This window comes from Methanosarcina sp. MSH10X1 (assembly GCF_004099695.1).
Classification (GTDB): Archaea; Halobacteriota; Methanosarcinia; order Methanosarcinales; family Methanosarcinaceae; genus Methanosarcina.
On record NZ_SCHL01000016.1, the window covers coordinates 25,663 to 46,038 of the forward strand.

General features: G+C 42.9%; 11 protein-coding genes. 6 read left to right on the top strand and 5 right to left on the bottom strand.

Translation table 11 applies throughout. The annotated features are described in order from the left end of the window. The first annotated feature begins 649 nt into the window (after positions 1 to 649). Positions 650 to 808, top strand: a complete 159-nt coding sequence (locus EQO05_RS15580) for a symporter small accessory protein (protein WP_164888539.1) — start codon at positions 650 to 652, stop codon at positions 806 to 808. Between the two features lie 103 nt (positions 809 to 911). Further along, positions 912 to 2,570 (top strand): sodium:solute symporter, encoded by a 1,659-nt coding sequence (locus EQO05_RS11700; RefSeq protein ID WP_128506728.1) that lies wholly within the window; start codon positions 912 to 914, stop codon positions 2,568 to 2,570. Positions 2,571 to 2,668: 98 nt separating this feature from the next. Here EQO05_RS11700 and larA (EQO05_RS11705) read toward each other — a convergent pair whose 3' ends face one another. From larA (EQO05_RS11705) to EQO05_RS11715, 3 genes are all read right to left on the bottom strand, one after another. Then, the gene (gene larA, locus EQO05_RS11705; protein ID WP_128506730.1) at positions 2,669 to 3,925 is read right to left on the bottom strand and encodes a nickel-dependent lactate racemase; all 1,257 of its coding nucleotides are present in this window, start codon (positions 3,923 to 3,925) and stop codon (positions 2,669 to 2,671) included. Positions 3,926 to 4,052: 127 nt separating this feature from the next. After that, positions 4,053 to 5,315: a nickel-dependent lactate racemase gene (gene larA / locus EQO05_RS11710; protein WP_128506779.1), complete on the bottom strand. Its 1,263-nt coding sequence runs from the start codon at positions 5,313 to 5,315 to the stop codon at positions 4,053 to 4,055. Between the two features lie 665 nt (positions 5,316 to 5,980). Further along, positions 5,981 to 6,673 carry a metal-dependent hydrolase gene (locus EQO05_RS11715; protein ID WP_128506732.1) on the bottom strand — a complete coding sequence of 231 codons (693 nt, stop codon included), beginning with the start codon at positions 6,671 to 6,673 and terminating at the stop codon, positions 5,981 to 5,983. A gap of 256 nt (positions 6,674 to 6,929) precedes the next feature. On the opposite strand from EQO05_RS11715, the gene EQO05_RS11720 reads away from it, so the two are divergent. The 4 genes from EQO05_RS11720 to EQO05_RS11735 all read left to right on the top strand — a co-directional run bounded on the left by EQO05_RS11720 (position 6,930) and on the right by EQO05_RS11735 (position 15,197). Then, complete coding sequence (locus EQO05_RS11720) at positions 6,930 to 8,108, top strand: DUF2117 family protein (protein WP_128506734.1); 1,179 nt, start codon at positions 6,930 to 6,932, stop codon at positions 8,106 to 8,108. Positions 8,109 to 8,647: 539 nt separating this feature from the next. Further along, on the top strand, positions 8,648 to 9,949 hold the full coding sequence (locus EQO05_RS11725; RefSeq protein ID WP_128506736.1) for a Fic family protein: 1,302 nt from the start codon (positions 8,648 to 8,650) through the stop codon (positions 9,947 to 9,949). 665 nt (positions 9,950 to 10,614) lie between these two features. After that, positions 10,615 to 13,239 (top strand): type II/IV secretion system ATPase subunit, encoded by a 2,625-nt coding sequence (locus EQO05_RS11730; protein WP_128506737.1) that lies wholly within the window; start codon positions 10,615 to 10,617, stop codon positions 13,237 to 13,239. Between the two features lie 17 nt (positions 13,240 to 13,256). Next, positions 13,257 to 15,197, top strand: a complete 1,941-nt coding sequence (locus tag EQO05_RS11735) for a hypothetical protein (protein WP_128506739.1) — start codon at positions 13,257 to 13,259, stop codon at positions 15,195 to 15,197. A 127-nt stretch (positions 15,198 to 15,324) separates the two neighbouring features. Here the strand turns inward: EQO05_RS11735 and EQO05_RS11740 are convergent, their stop codons facing one another. Together EQO05_RS11740 and EQO05_RS16180 are read right to left on the bottom strand one after the other, a co-directional pair. Then, positions 15,325 to 17,628, bottom strand: a complete 2,304-nt coding sequence (locus EQO05_RS11740) for a PGF-pre-PGF domain-containing protein (protein ID WP_128506741.1) — start codon at positions 17,626 to 17,628, stop codon at positions 15,325 to 15,327. 413 nt (positions 17,629 to 18,041) lie between these two features. Then, entirely contained in the window at positions 18,042 to 20,096 is a 2,055-nt protein-coding gene (locus tag EQO05_RS16180) for a PKD domain-containing protein (protein WP_128506743.1), read from the bottom strand. Between the last annotated feature and the right edge of the window lie 280 nt (positions 20,097 to 20,376).

A 20,376-nucleotide genomic window follows, 5' to 3' on the forward strand; every position in this document is an offset into this window, starting at 1 on the left:
GGTAATTCGAAAAAGAACATGAATCCCTTAAGGGATTCACCTGTAATTTCCGAGAGGAGAATGAACCCTTAAGATTCATCTGTAGTTTTCATCGCCCATTGTTATTTTTCCGGTGCTGGATTTCTGGTTGTGGAATTTCACCTGCAATGGTAGATGAATATATTTCAGGAACAGAACGTTCTTTTCAATACAAGCATTTTTTCGTGTTCCGTATCCAGAATACTTAAATCCTATCTCTCCAGCTCTTGCGGGTTCCTGTTTAAAAGCTATTTTCCGATTTCGGATTCATTTTCATAGACCGGCAGGGGGAGATGGTTACGTTCTTCAATTCCTGATCCGTAAGAAGAGCGATATCGTACCTGTACGGACTCATAAAACTGTCATGATAGATTTTGGCAGCAGTCTATTGATCCGGCAGGTATTGGTCTACTTATCCAGTTAGATACAGAAAGGAGATATACCAAATTAATTTATACCAAATTAATTTATACCAAATTAATTTTGCAACTTATAAAGTCTACTTTGTACTGGAATTTGCCTTACTCAATATATTTAAATAACAAAAAGCATTAATGTTCAATGCTAACAAGTGTCATGTTAACTATTATCAGGTAATTAGTATCAGGATATTTTCTGGAAGGTGCTGTAGATGTTCGGAATAGATGATCCATTTATCTGGCTTGCATATCTTGCCAGTATATTAAGTGCACTCGGGTGTCTGGTTTATGGAGCTTATCATTGGAGAGGCGGAGACGAAGAGCAGACAGTGAAGAGCAGTGTTAAGAAGAAAGTGACCCAGGACCAGTAAACTGGGAATAAAATCGGGATCAATTTGAAGGATCAGGTTAAGTAAGGATTTTGGTAAAACCTGAGAAAAAACAGTAATTAAAACTATTTTGGAATGGTCGATTATGGCAGTCAGTATTTCAATTCTCATCCTCTTTCTTATAGTATACCTCGGGGCTACTTTTTATGTCGCTTACCTTGGATACAGAAAGAATTCCCAGACCGAAGGGTATATGCTCGCCGGCCGGGGGGTGCACCCTGCAGTTATGGCTCTTTCCTACGGAGCTGCCTTTATCAGCACCTCCGCAATCATAGGGTTCGGCGGAATGGCTGCATCTTTAGGAATGGGACTCTTATGGCTCGTGTTTATGAATATTTTTTTCGGGATCTTCATAGCCTTCGTAGTCTTTGGGCCCCGAACCCGGCGCATGGGGCTGAACCTGGGAGCTATAACCTATCCTGAGTTTATCGGGAAGCGTTTCCAGTCAAAGTTTATTCAGGCGTTCTCCGGGCTTCTGATCGGAGTCTTTATGCCTCTTTACGCTTCAAGTGTTATCATAGGAGCCGGAAGATTCCTTGAGACAACCCTGGGACTTAATTATAACATTGCTCTTATAATATTCACTATAATCATTGCTTCTTATGTGATTAAAGGCGGCCTTCTCTCAGTAATGTACGTGGATGCCATGCAGGCTGTCCTGATGTTATTCGGAATGGGGTTCCTGCTTATTTACACATATAGTATGCTTGGGGGAGTTACCGGGGCCCACCAGGCTCTTACAGATATGGCAAACCTTGTTCCTCCTGCCCTTGCAGCCCAGGGACATCAGGGCTGGACTTCAATGCCGTCCTTCGGCTCCCCTATCTGGTGGACAATGGTTTCCACAATCATAATGGGAGTAGGAATCGGCGTGCTTGCGCAACCGCAGCTTGCAGTCAGGTTCATGACTGTAAAAGACGACCGTTCCCTGAAAAGAGCAGTTGCCGTGGGGGGGCCTTTCCTCCTGATGATGGTAGGAGTCGCGTATGCTATAGGAGCACTTTCCAACGTATATTTCTATAAAACCATGGGCATTATTTCACTCCAGGCAGTACCGGACGGCAATACTGACCTTATAATGCCTGCGTTCCTTAACCATGCAATGCCTGAAATGTTTGTCATGCTCTTTATGCTCTGCCTGCTTTCAGCCGCAATGTCTACTGCAGCCGCCCAATTCCATACAATGGGTACGGCAATAGGGTACGATGTTTACCAGCAGACTATAATGAAAGGCAAATCCAAGGCAACTGTCCATGTTACAAAAATAGGGATTGCCTTTACCATTCTGGCAGCAGTTATTCTGGCATACATCCTGCCCGGAAGCATTATTGCCAGAGCCACTGCCATGTTCATGGGTCTGTGCACATCTGCTTTCCTGCCCTTATTTATCGGAGCACTTTTCTGGAAACGCACAACAAAAGCTGGAGCTACTGCAAGCCTTGTAATCGGATCATTAAGCAGTCTCTTCTGGCTGGTATTTGTGCATGCAAAAGAAGCAGTACCTCTAAAGATTTGCATGGCAATTTTCGGAAAGGAAACTTTACTTGCAGGTACCTGGCCTCTTGTAGACCCGATCCTGATTGCAACGCCACTATCTCTGATTGCCCTGGTTGCAGTAAGCCTTATGACACCACAACTCTCACCCGAATTTCTGAAGAAAGTTTTCAGGTTCAGGTTTGAAGACGAGGACGAAGAAAACTCAGAAAAAGTATCAAGCAATGCAACGGATTCAGCAGGCGTTTAAGCCTGCAGCCTTAATTTATATTAAAATGCTTTATTAACCTTCCAGCTTATTTTTTATTCATCTGCAATATTTTCTTAACTTTGCCAGGTGCTCTTTCATCAGTCTTTTCTGACAGGGAGGGTTTGCCCCCCATGGGGCATCAGGTGGATTTTTGCATCCGGGTTTTCCGAGAGTACTGCGGATAAGGCGTCCTTTACGCTTGCCATCGGAGTGAAGAATGCGGCTCTTGTCTGCTCGTCCGGGAGCTTTGAGACCAGGTAGAGCTTAAATTTTTTTGAGACTTTTGCGATGATTGCAGTCTTATGTCCCCCAAACTCAAAACATTGTTTGAAACGCTCGATTGCGTCGTCGGGGCTCCGGCATTCCCTGTTCCAGCATTCATAAACCTGATTTCCAATTCCTTCGGCACATTCGGCGACAAGTATAATGGAGCCTCCTTCTCTGACAGCCTGGGTTGCATTGTCAAGCGCCTTATTTGCCTGGAAAAGGTTGATATCTTTCGGGAAGCCCCCGCAGGACACTATAACTGCATCCGCGGGCTCTACAGGCACCTTATACATGGCATCAACATACTCTGTGCCTTTCCTGTGAGCCCCGATAAAGTCCCCGGCAACGGCAGCAACAATTTCTTTTTTGCTGTCAAGCACGACATTCAGGATAAAATCAAGACCTGTAATTTTTGCAGCTTCTTCCATGTCCTGCCGCACAGGACCATCTACCCTTCCGGAAACAGCTTTCTCATCGATCATCATTTTATGGTTTGTGATGACTGCCTCTTTCGAGCTTACACCAGGCAGCACTGACTTGGCTCCCCCGCTGTACCCTGCATAGTAATGGAATTCAATACTTCCTGTCCCGATAATAATATCTGCATCAAGAACCTTTTCGAAGATTTCAATCGGGGTTCCGCGGGAGGTCACGCCAATATGCCTGCATCTGCCGGTATCGTGCTGGATGCAGCGGATTCTTTCGTAGATTGATTTCCCCACCAGTTTTCTGGATTCTTCGTCAGTCTGGTTTCGATGTAGTCCAAGGGCAAAAACAATAGTAATGTTTTCGTCCATTGCCCCGCCCAGATAAAGCTCTTCAAGCAAAGGTGGAAGAAGCTTTGCAGTAGGAGTCGGCCGGGTAACATCACTAACGATGATTGCAACCTTCGAATCAGGGTTTATAATCTCTGAAAGCCTCCTGCTTTCTATCGGGTTTTCAAATGCCTTTTTAATCAAAAAAGAGGAATCTACCTTTACTTCAAATTCCGAAGGCAAAATAATACTGGCGAGATTTCTTTCCGGAATCTCAAACTCAACTCCCGTGCTTCCAAAGGCAAGCGGTATTTTTTTTGTGTTTGCAGTCATGTTTGCCCCGATGTTTTGATCTTGATACCTTTTTCAGTATTGTAAATATAGGGATAAACAGGTATAAAAATAGATATAAATAACCTCAAAGGTAGTTCGCAACTTCGAGTTTTATTTATGGTATCTCTTATCGTTTTACAGGAAGGGTCCATCCTCCATCGGGCATTATGTGGACTTTAGCGCAGGGATTTTCGGAGAATACCTTTTCGAGTGCTTCTTCTATGCTTTTTACGGGCGTGAAGAAGGCTTTTTTACTCTCTGCGTCGGGAAGCTCTGAAACGAGGTAAAGCTTGAATTCTTTTGCAGCCCTCCCGACAATAGCAGCTTTGTGTCCGCCGAATTCAAAACAATTCTTGAAGCGCTCCACTGCCTCTTCAGGAACCCTGCATTCCCTGTTCCAGCATTCGTACACTTTATTTCCTATTCCTTCGGCACATTCGGCTACAAGGATAATGGAACCTCCTTCTTTTACGGCAGGAATGGCGTGCTCAAGGGATTTTGTTGCCTGGTAAAGGTTGATGTCCTTCGGAAAACCCCCACAGGAAACAACAACTGCATCTGCAGGCTCTACGGGCACTTTATACATGGCATCAACATACTCTGTGCCTTTCCTGTGGGCTTTGATAAAATCGCCCGCAACGGCAGCAACAATTTCTTTTTTGCTGTTGATTATAACATTCAGGATAAAATCAAGACCTGCGATCCTTGCAGCTTCCTCTATGTTCTGTCTTGCCGGACTTCCGGCTCTGCCTGAGAGGGGGTCCCCTTCAAAGAGGTTGCTGTAAAAGCTGTGGAACGAGAGTATGGATTTTTCAGAACTGACCCCAGGCAGGATGGATTTCCCTCCTCCTCCGTACCCTGCATAATAGTGAAATTCCAGGGTGCCTGTGCTTATAATAACATCGCAGTCGACTACTTCTTCGAAAACTTCAACAGGCGTTCCGAAACTTGTTTCCCCGAGTAGCCTGCATCTTTTCCTGTCGTGCTGGACGCATCTTATTTTTTCAAAAACTTCTTCCCCTACAAGCTGGCGGCATTCTTCTTCAGTCTGTAAGCGATGAAGCCCGAGGGCAAAGACGATAGTGATATTCTCATTTTTTGCTCCGCCAAGATAAAGCTCTTCCAGGAGAGGAGGGAGAATTTTTGCAGTCGGGGTTGGTCTCGTAACATCGCTAACAATGATTGCAACCTTCGAATCAGGGTTAACAATCTCAGAAAGCCTCTTGCTTTCTATTGGGTTTTCAAGTGCCTTTTTAATAAGGGAAGCCCCTTCTTCCTTTATTTCTGATTCCGAAGGCAGGATGATACTGGACATATTCTTTTCAGGTATACTCAGCTCAGAAATCCCGCTTCCAAACGCGAGTGGAATCGTTTTTGCATTTTCTGTCATGATCATTCCGGTGTCTTCGTATTAATTATATAAAATCGTATAGGTAAACAATAAAAAGTTAAGTTAAAATTCGGTTTTAAACATGCAGTTCAAATCGGCAGTTAAAACTGGATTTTTATTTTTATAAGATATTTATTATTTTAATAGTTTTCCCACCAAGCCTCTTACAAAAAATAGCTTGATCACAAGCCTTTTCAAAAAAGGCTTGAGCGAAAACTTTTTCAAAAAAAGTTTTATCAAAAACCATGCTTTATATAAACCGGCGTAACCGGGGCGTGATCGACTGGCGCAACGCAAGCCTTTTCAAAAAAGGCTTGAGCGAAAACTTTTTCAAAAAAAGTTTGATCAAAAACCATGCTTTATCGAAAACGTCACTATCGGCGTGATCGACCGGCGAAACGCAAGCCTTTTACAAAAAGGCTTGAGCGAAAATCCCCACGTAACGGCGTGATAAACCGGCGCAACGGTTTCGGGACAACGGTCGCGGCTCAAGAGGGCTATTTAAGGGTAAGAAGAACCTTTAATTCACTCAAAAGAGATAATTCTGGGCAAGTGAAGTTATTTTTCACTCACCTGGAGAACTGACTAATAAGGTCACTTCTTCACGATTTGCCTTCTGTTTGAGATTTATCATAAGTTTAGGAGCGGGAAGAGAATAACAGATTTTAAAGTCCTATTGACTCGCCTGGCTGCATGATAACTACTTTCGTGCCGGTTTTTGATTCAACGGCCTGTTTGAATTCGAGGGGGTCCTGGCGGATTACATCGAAGGTATTATAGTGCATGGGAATCACGAGTTTGGGGCGGATGAGTTCTACGGCTTTTACGGCTTCTTTTATGCCCATTGTGAAGTGATCTCCTATGGGCAGGAGGGCTATTTCGGGCTCGTAGAGTTCGCCTATGAGCTGCATGTCGCCGAAAACGGCTGTGTCTCCGGCGTGGTAGATGGAGTGCCCGTTGATCTGTATAACGAAGCCCGCCGGGCAGCCGCCGTCGAAACTAAAACCTGAAGCATCGATTGAGGAGGAGTGGAGGGCTTCTGTCATGGTTAGTTTTATGTCATCCACATGTACTGTACCGCCTTTGTTCATGCCCTCTGCAAAGACCCCTTTCGATTTGATATAGTTTGCAACCTCATGAATGGAGATTATCCGGCACTCGGTCCGTTTTCCGATTTCTATCGTATCTCCGAGATGGTCGCGGTGCCCGTGAGTTACAGCTATTATATCAGGGTCCAGCTCCTCAGGAGTGCACGGAGCCAGTGGGTTTCCCGAAATAAAAGGGTCGATCAACAGTTTTTTCTCAGCCTCGAACAAAAAAGCCGAATGCCCGAGCCAGGTAATTTTTACGCCAGCCATTTCTCATCCTCACAGTCAGTCGTTTTTATCAAAACGTAACAATGCGTAATGTAATTTTCGATATTGACCGGATAGTTTCAATATTGACCTCATAGTTTTGATAATAACCGAATAATTAACAAAATCGGAAAAAGGAACGTTCAGAAAGTACACAGAAGGGAGGCAGCAGAAACACAGCGGCAGAATAAAGAATTATATTAATATGTGTCATTAATGTGTCATTAATAGGTGCCTTTCAATAAAAATCAGGTGAAAAATGAAAATTAGCGTTGTGATCCACGGGCCCGAAGTGATTGATTCGGGAGAAGCAAAAACAGTTCTGGAAAAACTCTCCCGCCTCGGCGAAGTAAGAGCCGAGCTTGGCGGAACCATGGGAAAGGCAGCCGTCCTTGATGCCGGGCTTGAAAACATTATAGATATAACCGGGCATCTCAAGCCGAGCGCCTGCATAGAAGCTTTTTTTGAAACAGCAGACCTTATCTGCCTCCTGAACCGGGGAAAAACTTTCGAGACCGGCAAAGTTTTTGGGTCAAAGGTTTCTTCCCGCCTGAAAGACCGTGAAAAGAAGCCCCTGATCCAGATCGAATGCCCTGGAAGCTCCTTCGGGAGAATAATTCCCCTGAACAAAAAAGCCGGAGATTGCATTGAAAAACTCTCCAGAACCCTCGGGATTCCTGCCGAAGAACCCCTGCCTTTCCATAACCCGGTTTCCATAGAAAACTGCCCGAAAACCGGAAAAACCCGAATCATCCGCGAAATCTCAGGCGTTCTTCCCGGCGAAAACATCTTTGTTAACGGGATTGTTATCGGAAAATCCCTGTCTTCAAAAATCAGGATAGTCTCCGAAAACGGCTTCATTACCGCAATCGAAGGCGGAGAAATAAAGGAGCACGGGCTTGAGAAGCTCCATAATTACGAAAAAAGGAACTCTGTCAACCTTGAAAAAGCGTGGATAAAAAGCGGGGATATTCGGAGAAACACTTCCTTACTGCCGGACGCCAAAAAACAGAGCACCGCATATGCCCGAAAATCAGGATGCTCTTCCCTATCCGGGAACGGAAACATTGTTTCAGGAAAAGTTGTCCTTATAGACCACACCGCAGAACGTACCTTCGAACTGGCTGCCGGTGCCGAACTTGCAGTTACAGTCGGGGACGACACCACTGAAATAGCGGGCGATATTCTTTTCAGGTTAGGAATTCCAATTATCGGGATCACGGACGGAGACTGCGATGAAGTCGCTTGCCAGACCGAACTTTTTCCGGGCTCGGTCGTGATCAGGCTGGCATCGGGAAATGATGATGCTCTGGGTAGAAAAATAAAACAGGAACTTTTAGGGGGAGAGAATTCAGTGGTTTTAGAGGATATATGCGCTTTTAAAGAAAATGTGATAAAACTTGCAGAGCCGTTGATTGAAGATATTTTTGGGTATTAAGAAAAAAAGTAAGACCAGCATACTCACATGCACCGCCAAGCCATGCGAGGTATTAGACCCTTTGCACCCTGCACCTGATACCAACTGCCCATAGATACCACTGGGAGCCATATGTAGTATATAAGAAACTCTTATACCCATCACTAAGACACTACCCGCCAACCTAGAATTGTTCGAAAAAAATGAAACTAGCAAAAATAAGAGAATACAGCATAGAAAATTCAAATATAAAGAAAATAAGAGGTATGAAGCCCGTTTATTGATCCCATTTTTATGCTTCTGTCAAAGTAGGAATTAATATCTATCAATATCTACAAATTGACAGAAAATTTATGTGGAGTAACTATCAATATCTATCAATATCTATCAAATTGATAGAAAATATCATATGGAGTAACTATCAATATCTATTAAATTGATAGATCTAGTAAACGAAGTAACTATCAATATCTATCAATATCTATCAAATTGATAGAAAATATCATATGGAGTAACTATCAATATCTTGCAAATTGACATAAAAAGCTTGAGACAATGGCATGAAACTACCAAAGACACCTGAATTTTCAAAGAAAACTCTTGAAGAAGCAGGGAAATTGCTGCATAATAATCAAGTTGCAGATTTAGTTAACCAATACAATGAGAAATATCTTCATTGGGAAGAATTAAAGTACAGAGAATTCCCCTTTGACCCGATTATCATATGGAATATAATGAAAATATCAAGGTTACTAAAAGCTAAATCTCTTAAGTTTGGGAACTGGGTTTTCAAGTACACTTTAATAGACGAATTTCAGGAAAAACTCCATATCCTAGACAAATCAGCGGCAGGAAACCTTTTAAGCAGTCTCGAAGCTTTACAAGATAATAAAAAAAAATATATAATTAGTTCATTGATGGAAGAAGCAATAGCTTCAAGCCTAATTGAAGGAGCAGCAACGACAAGGGAAGTTGCGAAGAAGATGTTGCAGGAAAACAGGAGGCCTACAAACAAAGGCGAAAAAATGATTGTAAATAATTACATTACAATGAAGCATATTTTGAACTTAAAAAACGAATCTCTAACCCCTGAAAAAATTCTTATAATCCACAAGTTGATTACGAATGAAACTCTTGAAAAAGCTCAATACGAAGGCAACTTTAGAAAAAACGATGAAATTGCAGTTTATTCCCACGACGGGACCTTACTTCACAAACCTGTAGAACACACAGAAATTCCTAAATTGATTGATGAATTATGTAACTTTGCAAATAACAATGAAGAAGGTTTTATTCATCCTGCGATAAAAGGGATAATCATTCATTTCATGATCGGATTCATCCATCCTTTTAACGACGGTAATGGTAGAACTGCAAGAGCTCTTTTCTATTGGTACCTTCTCAAAAATGATTACTGGCTCTTTGAATATATGGCAGTATCAAAAGTAATAAATGATTCAAAAAAGCAATATCGGAATGCTTATCTCTATACAGAGTCTGACCGAACATTGAATGACTCCGGAGATCTTACTTATTTTATTAAGTATAATCTCCACTGCATTAAAAAAGCTCTTGATGAAATTCTTGAATATCTGGAAAGAAAACAATATGAGCAGTCTCAAGCCCTGAAAATTATAATAGAATCTGGTAATCTTACTTTACGGCAGGTTGAGATACTTAAACATTATTTAAAGCAACCTGAGAAGCACATCACAATTAAGGAGATAATGACCACTTATAGCGTGGCATACGCTACAGCTAGAAGTGACTTGCTTAGTCTTGAGAAGTTAGGTTACGTTGAAAAAAGAAAGAGTGGAAAAAAGCTTATTTTTGTTTTCAAGGAAATAGACAAGATAGGTTGAATTATATACATGTGTTTAGTATCAATATCTACCTAATTAGTATATCTTATACACGAAACTAACTATGAATGTCTATCAATATTTGTCAAATCAATAGAATTTTTTTCCATTAAACGTCCATATGGCCTATTATTTTGAAAGAAGCTCTCATAATTTACCTATACCCACCGAACGTATGTTCAACTTTCTATCCGTGTCTTGATTTTCTGGCTCTGAGAAATCTATCCAAATCAGCTGCAAATAAATAAGTAAAAGCACATCAAGCAATTAAGCTCAAACAAATGGTTATTCTTTATTAAAATCTATAAAGAACTACCATTCTTTTTATTCATATTCAAATTTCTGAAAACGTTTTTGAATTCCCCCACTTAACCATTGTCATATCTCCCGACTTAAGGGTTCTATGTACTCTTATATATTTATCTGAGAATGGAAAAATTGTTAGATTCTGGTAACTTTATACACCTATTCGATTGTTAGTACAGCTACAACTTACTTTCTTGAGAACTGGGAAGTACAAGAAATGTTTAGCAACGAAATACATACCAAACAAAAGAGACGTATACAAATGTCTGAAAGGGTAAATGGATTATCACGATCTTCCGAAAATATTTAATACATTCAAAGATAAATTCTGAAGTTAGCTGGGAAAATGGGGGTCTTATTTGAACATAAAGGCAAAGCTTCAGGATGCTGTCAATGCCCTTAATTACGGCAGTATTTCCGTACAGGATAAAGAGGAAGAGGAAATCTGCCCTTACAGGATAAAACAGACAAAAATCCGGAAAACCATTGTTATTAATTGCAGGGAATGTGATCTGGAATCTTCCCTTAACGATGTTCATTGCAGAAAAAATATTTTTAGAATTTTGCAAAAAGAGGTTCAGGCTGATTGCCTGATACTCTCACGGCTGTATGAGCGGGACTATGAAGGGGAAGCTCTGTCTTCGCTTTATGCTCTTGCAGGTTTTGATGAGATTATTAAAGTGTACGAAAGTGCAGAAAAAGTTCCCAGTGCCTGCAAATTGCCTGAAAAGAAAGCCTGTGAACTGGAAAGGAAAGAAATAATTGCTTCTTTTGTTAAAACCGTAGAAACCGACCCTTTAAGAGCCAGGCTGGAAATAAAACAATTTATTCAGAGAAAAACGCTGAAAAAGAGTTCGGAAAAAGCTCCGGAAAAAGGTTTGAAAATTGTCCCTGTTTGCGATCCCTGTTCTGAACGTTTTTTTCAAATACTTTACGAAATCGAAGAAAAATTATCCTGCTTTCCTGAGATTCCCGCGTTTAAGAAATCTGAAATTCGAACTTTTCCAGCCGGACCGGCAGAGAGCTCTGAAAAAGGGATTGGAAGGACTCTGGGAAAGATGGCAGGAAGCCTGATTAAGGATACATCGGGAGAAGTGACCCTGGCAGAGATATCCAGATACCTTCCGTTTCTTGCGCCTCCGGGCCGGAAGGAAAAACCGGAGAAAAGTAAAGGCTACACGGAAGAGATTTTTGACTACGAAAGCGGAATCAAGCCGCATGTTCGGCCGCCTTTTTCCAGCTCAAGGGTCTATGCGGACGCACCTGAGAATACTGAATTTCTTGAGTGTTACGATATTGACGGCAGGGAAGGCAGGAAGCTTGAAGTTTCTATTTACCGCTACACCGACAGGCCGGAAAAACTTTACATGATCCGTCCGCTTGAATATAATCTTAGGGAGGAGGAACTCAGGCTGCTTGAGAAAATCCGGATGAGGATGATCAGGCACAGGCCGAAGGATCTTGCTTTCACAGACCCGACCGCAGCCAGGGAGTATTTCAGGCGTATGGCAAAAACGCTTCTGGAAGAAGAATTGCTCGCCAGCGGGGGAGCCTGCGCTCCTGAAGAACTGGAAAGCTATGCCGACCTGCTTGCAAGGTATACGAACGGGCTAGGGATAGTTGAAGACCTGCTCTCCGATGCCAGGATTACGGATGTTTATATCAATGCCCCTGCCGACAAAAATCCTGTCCACGTTGTGCTGGAGGGAGAAGAATGCGTAAGTAATGTATTTCTTTCGCAGGACGACCTCGATGCCCTGGTATCCAGATTCAGGATCATCAGCGGCAGACCCTTTGGAGAAGCAGTTCCTGTGCTGGAACTCAACCTTGAGGCTTTCGGGGTAAGGGTTTCGGTAATAGGAGATCCGCTCAGCGCCAGCGGGCTTGCCTATGCCTTCCGAAAGCATTCTCTCTCACCCTGGACCCTGCCTAAATTGATCAATACAGGCTCGATTTCCCCTTATGCAGCCGGGCTTTTAAGTTTTCTCATGGACGGGCAGGCTTCGGTCCTGGTCGCAGGAGAGGTCGGAGCCGGAAAAACTTCCCTGCTGTCTGCCATGCTGCTTGAAATTCCGCAGAAATACCGGATTCTTACGATTGAAGATACGCATGAGCTTCCTATTGAGCAGCTCCAGAGCCTGGGCTGGAAAGTGCAGGGCATGAGCTCACAGTCCTCGGTTCTCAAATCAGGAGCTGAAATGAGCCCTGAAACTGCGTTACGTGCGGCTCTGCGCCTTGGGAACTCTGCCCTGGTTCTGGGGGAAGTCCGGGGACCGGAAGTAAAAGTGCTTTACGAAGCCATGCAGGTCGGAAAAGCCGGAAACTCGGTTATAGGAACCATTCACGGGTCGTCCACGGAAAACGTATACGAGAGAATTGTACACACTCTAGGGGTTTCTCCGGCTTCATTCAAAGCCACGGATGCCGTAATTATCTGTTCAGGCATAAGGCTCGAAGGGAGCATGAAAAAGCTAAAACGGGTGAGCCGGATCGCAGAAGTTACAGGCGCTGTAATCGAGAACCCTGAGCCCTCGGATATCTTTACGGAAATAATGAACTACGACGCCTCCGAGGACTGCCTGCTTGCAGGAAAAGCCTTGGAACAGGGACAGTCTGAACTTATAGAAAAGATTGCCAGGAAATGGGGCATTTCCATAGACAGGGCTCTGAAAAGTATAGAACTTCGGACAAGAATAAAGGAAAAAATTGCAATCGAGGGACTGAAGAAACCTTTCCTCCTGGAAGCCGGAGCCGTCAGCCAGGCAAATAACATGTTCTGGCTGCTTGCAGACTCTATGACAGAAAGCAGGCTATACGAGAATAAGAGCTCAACTAATTCTGTGAATAATTCCGCAAGCAATTCTGCAAATAACTCTGTAAATGATCCGGAAACTGGCTGCAGGGATGATCCGGAAATCCTTTACAGGCAATGGGAAGCCTGGTTTGAGAAATTTGCCGGAAGGGATTCGGGTACAGGAAAATAAGTATCTGAGGGAGAGATATGGCTGAAGAGAGCAACTGGTATGTGCGAGGCTGCAAAACCACAGTAAAGCAATGGATCTGGGCGATTCCCGATCCCGTTGCCTTCCGCAGACAATGTGAAAGAAGCGTAAGTCAGGAGTACAGGGATGCCCTCCGGTTTACAGGTTTTGACCTTGAAGCCTTTGAAACCGTGCTCTTTTCCTATGTGGGGACTTTTGCAACTTTAATCCTGCTCGCCGGAATGGACCTTTTCCTGCTCCTGTCAAGAAGTTTCGATGCCGGGACACTTTATATAATGGGAGCCCTGACCTTTGTTATTCCCCTGATCGCGCTCTGTTACCTGAGCGAATATGTGAAAATAAGGGCAGGGTTTATGAAAATCTCTTCGCTGGGAGATATCCCTGAGATCCTGAGTTATATAGTTATGTCAATGAAACTTGTTCCTAACCTGGAACACGCCGTCCTTTTTGCAGCCCGGAACTCCGAGAGACCGCTTGCAAAGGACCTGAGAAAATTGGCCTGGGACCTGAACCTCAGGATCTACAACAGCATGGATGATGCGCTTCTTTCTTTTGCCGACCTGTGGGGAAGGAATAGCGAATATTTCAAACGCTCCCTCCATCTCATTAAAAGCTCAACAGCCGAGCCTGACGAAGCACAGAGGGTTATAACCCTGAACCGCGCCCTGGACATAAGCCTTGAAGGCACGGAAAGTCTTATGGACATTTTTGCAGCAAAACTCAAGACCCCGAGTTATATTCTTTACTCGATTTTCATTCTGATCCCGCTTGCCCTGGTGGCTCTCCTGCCTGCGGTTACAGTAGTTGGGATGAAACCTGAAATAATAGACCTTATCTTCCTCTATGACCTGATTTTCCCGGCGCTTGCAGCTCTCTACTCCGAATATATTCTCATGCAGAGGCCTGTTGCTTTCATTCCGAGGCAAATTCCGGATTCGCATCCCGACCTTGCAGATATCATCCAGAAGAAACGCTCTGCTTTAATGCTTTCAATTCTGGTACTTTTCCTTATAGCACCTTTCGGATATCTCCTGCTGAAATTCGGAAATCCGGGAGGAGTAGTGGCAACCGCGCCCCTTGAAGGATATTTTTCACCCACCCTTCCGCTCCTTCTGGGCGGAACGGCATCCGTTTCGGTTTACCTGTACTTTTCAGCTGTCCCTTACAAGAAAATAAGAGACCGGATAAAAACGATGGAGCAGGAATTCGCAGATTCCCTTTTTGTGCTCGGGCGGAGGATTTCAGAAGGAAAAGCCCCCGAAGAAGCTTTTGCCCACACTGCGCGGGCTATGGAAGGCTCAAAAATCGGAGAGGCTTTCGGGGAAATCTCAATGAACCTGCTAAGTATGAGGACAAATCTTAAAGCTGCTATTTTTGATGAAGATTTCGGAGCCTTCAGGCACATATATTCGGAAAGAATCCGAAACACAATGCTCCTTTTTACGGAAAGCGTCCACAAAAACCATGAAGCTGCAGGCGCCTCGATAATAAAGCTTGCAGACCATTTAAAAGAGCTTGGTGAAGTTGAAGAACGAATCCGGCGCTCACTTTACGACGTTACCTCAACCATGCGCTCAACGGCTGTAATTTTTGCGCCTCTTATTGCAGGGATTACCCTTGCCCTTTCCGAGGTTATTACGAAGATCCTGAATCAGGTAGCTGAAAGGGTAAACCGGATTCCTGCCGATATGTCCGGAATGCCAGTCGAAATCGGGCAGGCGGCTTTTTCCCAGTCCATTTCTCCTGACCATTTCCTGCTTGCAATAGGGGTTTACATCGTCCTTATCAGTGCTATCCTTACCCGTTTTGCAGGTTCGGTGGAATATGGAGGCGATCGAGCTCAGTTGAAGTACGACCTTGCCTGCATGCTTCCGATTTCAATTACAATATTTGCAGCCTCTACCGCAACCTCCAGGATTATTTTCCGCGGGCTGGTGTGAATTCAGCAAAAAGAGAAATAAAATAAGGAAAATGAGAGGTTAACCCTTTCATCTGCTGGTTTTCAATATCGGACTTTGAATTTTGCCTTTTCATTTTCCATTTTTATTTTCCATTTTATTTTCCATTTTACTCTCTTTTATACAGGAATACTCCAAGCAGACCAACGATGCCGAAAACTACTTCAAAGCCCGGAGTACTTGAAATCTCTTTCTCTTCGGTTTCCAGTTCTTTATTCATTGTAGAGATTTTAGTATTCATTTCATTGTCTGTCTCGAACTGATTTTCTTTTATAGTTTCGCCAGAGGCGCTCTTTACCATGCCTGTTATTGCAAAAGAGGAGAATTCCGGGGTTTTTGCTGTGAAATAGAGGAATCTGTCATCTTCTCCTGACGGTTCTACTGCCAGTTGCTTCCACTTTTTCTCTCTGTATCCGTTAAGGGTGATAGAAGCCGGATCGATCTTTTTATCTCCTATCCAGGCTTTTTCGACCTTGAAACAAACAGACTGGTTTTCTATGTTCTTTGAGGTTGCAACTCCTCCGCTCCCAATCCAGGTATTAAAGGATTTGTAAACCTCTCCGGAGGGTAATCCGGAAACCAGGGCGGATTTTTCTTTGAGCTGTTCGGCAATGGTTGTAGTCTTGCCCAGAGTCTTCTTTGCATCAAAGCTCACATACATAACGCAGGTTGCATTCTTTCCGAAATCAAACTTTACAGGTTTTCCACCTGCAACGTAAGCCTGGGAAAGTTCCTTTACCTCAACATTTTTTGCAGGCTCCGGAGAACCCCCTCCACCCCCGCTTCCACTTTTCTTGTTGCGTCCACCACTGCTTGAACTGCTGTCGCTGTTTGAACTGCTGTCGCTGTTTGAACTGCTATCGCTGCTCGAATTGCTCTCCAGTACGTCTATTGTAGCAATCTTTAAGGATGACCCCCTGGGATTATATATTGTCAGATTAGCGTAATATTTTCCCGGTTCAGTATATACATGAATGGGGTTCAGGTCACTGGAGTCAGTCACTCCGTCGTTATTGAAATCCCACACCCTTGAATCTGCATTCAGGGAAGCATCACTGAACTGTACCGCCAGAGGAGCATACCCCCTGGTAACATTGCTTTTGAAATTTGCAATCGGAATCCCGGGACCCACAATAACCGAATCCGTAACCGTGATATAACCCTGCCTGATCACAGAGCTATTGCCAGCCTCACTGGTCACTGTTAGGGTAACATTGTATATGCCGGGCTTCGTATAGGTGTGTGTGGCATTCATGGCATGTTTCGAGTTAATCCCGTTCCCAAAATCCCAGAGCCAGGAATTTGATATGCCGTCAATGCCACTGGCAGTAAATAACACAACTAAAGGTGCAGTTCCGGAAGTTACGTTTGCAGAAAAGTTTGCTGCCGGGATTTCGAATTCTGCTGTAAGGTCGCATAAATAAATGTCTGTATCGCCGGTAACTGGACCGAAGATGGTGTCGAAGCCCCAAACAACTATGTTATCATACACCTCTGGTGTTGTGTGAGTTCCTTTTGGATAATTATATAAAAGCGTGCTTTGCCCTGTAGAAATATTATATACATACACACCCGCATAACCGAACTGGTCATCAGCGGATTTAGAATATACAATTTTATCGCCATGTATACTGGGGTGAGTGCCAGTATCGGCTCCAGCATCAGCATAATCAGGTAAGTATAAAGTATTACCTGTATGGTCACTGGTAACATCTATAGTCTTTTTAGTAACGAGATCATACATCTGGATAAATCCAGCTCTGTTATAGAAGTCTGACCATATCACTTTATTACCGTAAATATGCGGATTAAATACCTGATCGGCATGATGTATTTTTATGGTTTCTTTAGTATTAATATCATAAACAGCAATGTTTCGCCCGTCGTCATCGTCGTAACCATAGGTTATCATGTTCTCGTATATGTCAGGACTATTACCTTCCGCAATTTTAGTCTGTGTTGAAGTGGATATATCGCGCATGTACACGTTATAATTGTAGCTCGTTTCGTTGTATTCCGCACTCCACACGATTTTGTTGCCATAAATGGCAGGTCTGCTGGACTGGTCTACATTCTGTTCAATGTAAGTTTTTGCAGCTGTTGAGATGTCATAGACAGCAAGCCCTGGTGTTCCACTGCTCTCATCACGCCAGACTAACTTATCCTCATAAATAGCTGGATAGGACGCTGCAGAAGAATTAACTGTAGCGTCTGTTCCGGTGGTCAGATTATGAACGCGAATAATACCATTGTCTGTCCATACTACTTTATCACCATAAACAGCAGGATCAGTCCCATTACCGATTTTAGTAACCTGTACCGCTGACGCTGCGGTTGAGATTAAAATTGAAAACAGAAAAAGGAAAACTGTTAAGGTCAAAGCTACGGAATATAATTTCCCCTTATCTTTCACTTACTTACCCCCAGATAATTGATATTTTCCAAAAGTAAGATACAGTTCATATAATCTGTGCGATTTTATATAATCTGTATGATTTTATATAATCTGTATGATTTTATGTAATTCGTATATTTTCAAACTCCGAGATATTAATATAAATTGAATAAATAATATAATATTCGTGTGAGTTTATAATAATTTTTGAATTAATTGGAAAATATCAAACAAGTAATAATAAGCACATCTTATATTATTCTACATGTAAAATATCTTCTAATCTTTGCTACTTATTAGCTTTTATTTAAACTGTGACTGTTAAATAAAATCAGGGCATTTACTGGCCTTCTGCTGGAGGTATGAGATATTATTAACAAAGATCAAAAGCCAGGAAATAACTAAAAAATAAAAAAATAAATTTATCATTTTTAAGGCGTGACAGTAATATAATTCGACTTGCCCGCCGAAATACTATCTGTTTTATTTGTCACTGTTAGCATGATATTATACGTGCCTGGCTTCGTAAATGTATGCGTGGCATTCATAGCATGCTTTGAGCTGGTTCCATCACCGAAATCCCAGAGCCAGGAAATCGGAGTTTCGCCAGTGCTGGTATCAGTGAACAGAACCTTTAAAGGCGCTGTACCAGCTGTTACATTAGCAGAGAAATCCATAGACCGGGATTCAGGAACTGTGACAGTGATATAGTTGTATTTTGTAATAATAGATTTACCGCCGCGGTTGTCCAGGTATAAAGTTACAGTATATTTTCCCGGCTTTTCATATACGTGTGTTGCATACGGACTTGCAGATTCGTTATTGTCCACTCCATAACTTACTAAAGTACCATCACCAAAATCCCAATCGCGCCATATAGGGTAGTTTGGAAGCTCAGCATCCTTATCATCGAGGAAAGTTACTGTTAGCGGTGCACTGCCATTCGTTATATCGGCTGAAAAGTATGCAGGACCTGCGGATTCATCACCGATTCCGGCTAACACATAACCATATTTGCTTGTTGTATTGCTACCGGCAGAATTAGCTACGGTTAAAGTAACAGTGTATCCACCCATAGCACTGTATATATGTGCTGGATTCTGAACTGTTGAAGTACCACCATCCCCAAAATCCCAAAGCCATGACGCAGGTGAACCCGTGCTATTGTCAAAAAACGACAGAGTTTTGTTTGTTGGAATTCCATGAACATTCGCCTGATTCACCTGCGGAGAAAAGAAATCTGCAACTGGTGCCTGCGGAGGGGTGACAGCAATACAGTTTATTTTTTTTACCATACTGCTGCCTGCATCATTTGCTACTGTTAAACTGACATTATATATCCCTACCTTTGTGAACGTATGTGTAGCTGTGTGAGAGTGCTTTGAATTAATGCCATCTCCGAAATCCCAGTACCAGGACGATGGCGCTCCACCATTGCTGGTATCCGTGAATAGTACCGTTAGTGGTACATTTCCAGAACCGGATGTTACATTGATAGTAAAAGAAGCGAAGGGCACTATGGGCTTATCCGAAAGATCGTACATATAAATCTCGCGATAGTAGTTATTCAGATCAGTATTGCGGGAATCCTGCCAGACGATTCTATCGCCATAAATTGCAGGGTTTAATTGATCGGATTTATCTGCGGTGATCCGGACTTCCTGGCCAGTGGAGAGATCATACATATAGATATCGCAGTTCCCATTACGGTAGTCCTGCCAGACTATCCTGTCCCCGTAGATATCAGGACTGGCTTTGAGTGATTCATTGTAACTGATTTGAGTCTCAATCGAAGCAGAAACATTATACAGGTACAGGTTGTTGCCTTTCAGATATACTATCCTGTCACCATAGATATCAGGACAGTAGGCGGATTCGGTGGGGGTAATTTGAGTTACGGCAGACGTGGACAGGTTATACATGAAAATATACGAGCTCCCATTACTTACATTGGTCCATACCATGCTGTCACCGTAGATTGAAGGGTTCCCCTGGGATGAGTTACTGGTATTAATCCGAGTTTCACTGGCAGTCGAGAGATCGTAAACGTATATATCTCCCCAGTCTCCATGCCAGGTCTGCCAGATTATTTTGTCCTCATAAGTAGTAAGGTCTTGCTTCCATCCTTCATTTGTTGAATCGGAAGCTCCAGTACGAGTCTCGGTACCGGTGGAAACATTGTACGTATAGACTTCATCGCTTCCATTACGCCCATCTATCCACACAATTCTGTCACTATAGATTGCGGGCCATGAACACGAATGATTTCCGGTGATTTGTGTCTCTTTACCTGTAGACAGTTCCCGCATGTGAATATTGCCATTAAAGTTTCCATCCAGCCATATAACTTTATTATCATAAATTGCAGGATTAAAACCCCATTCGCCATCGGATGTGATCCGGACTTCCTGTCCGGCTGACGCTATAGTCGGAATCAAAGTCAAAAACGCAAAAGCTAACGAAATCAAAAAAAGTTTAACTTTCATTTATTTCCCCCAATATCCCCGGATAAAATAAATATTTTCGAGTTTTATTATAGATAATAAGAGCTATATTAATTTCAATATATTTGATTAATTTGTTTTATTGAAAAATAAACCAGCCCTGAGCTGTTATCCGAACTCATTTAGAATATATCCGGATTTTGGAGCAGTATGCCTGGAACCTGTATTACCGTCAGTATATATATTAAGAAGGTGAGTAAAAAGAAATTAAGGGCATACAGGTTAGTTATGACCAATTTTACGAGCTCCTGAATCCTGGTTT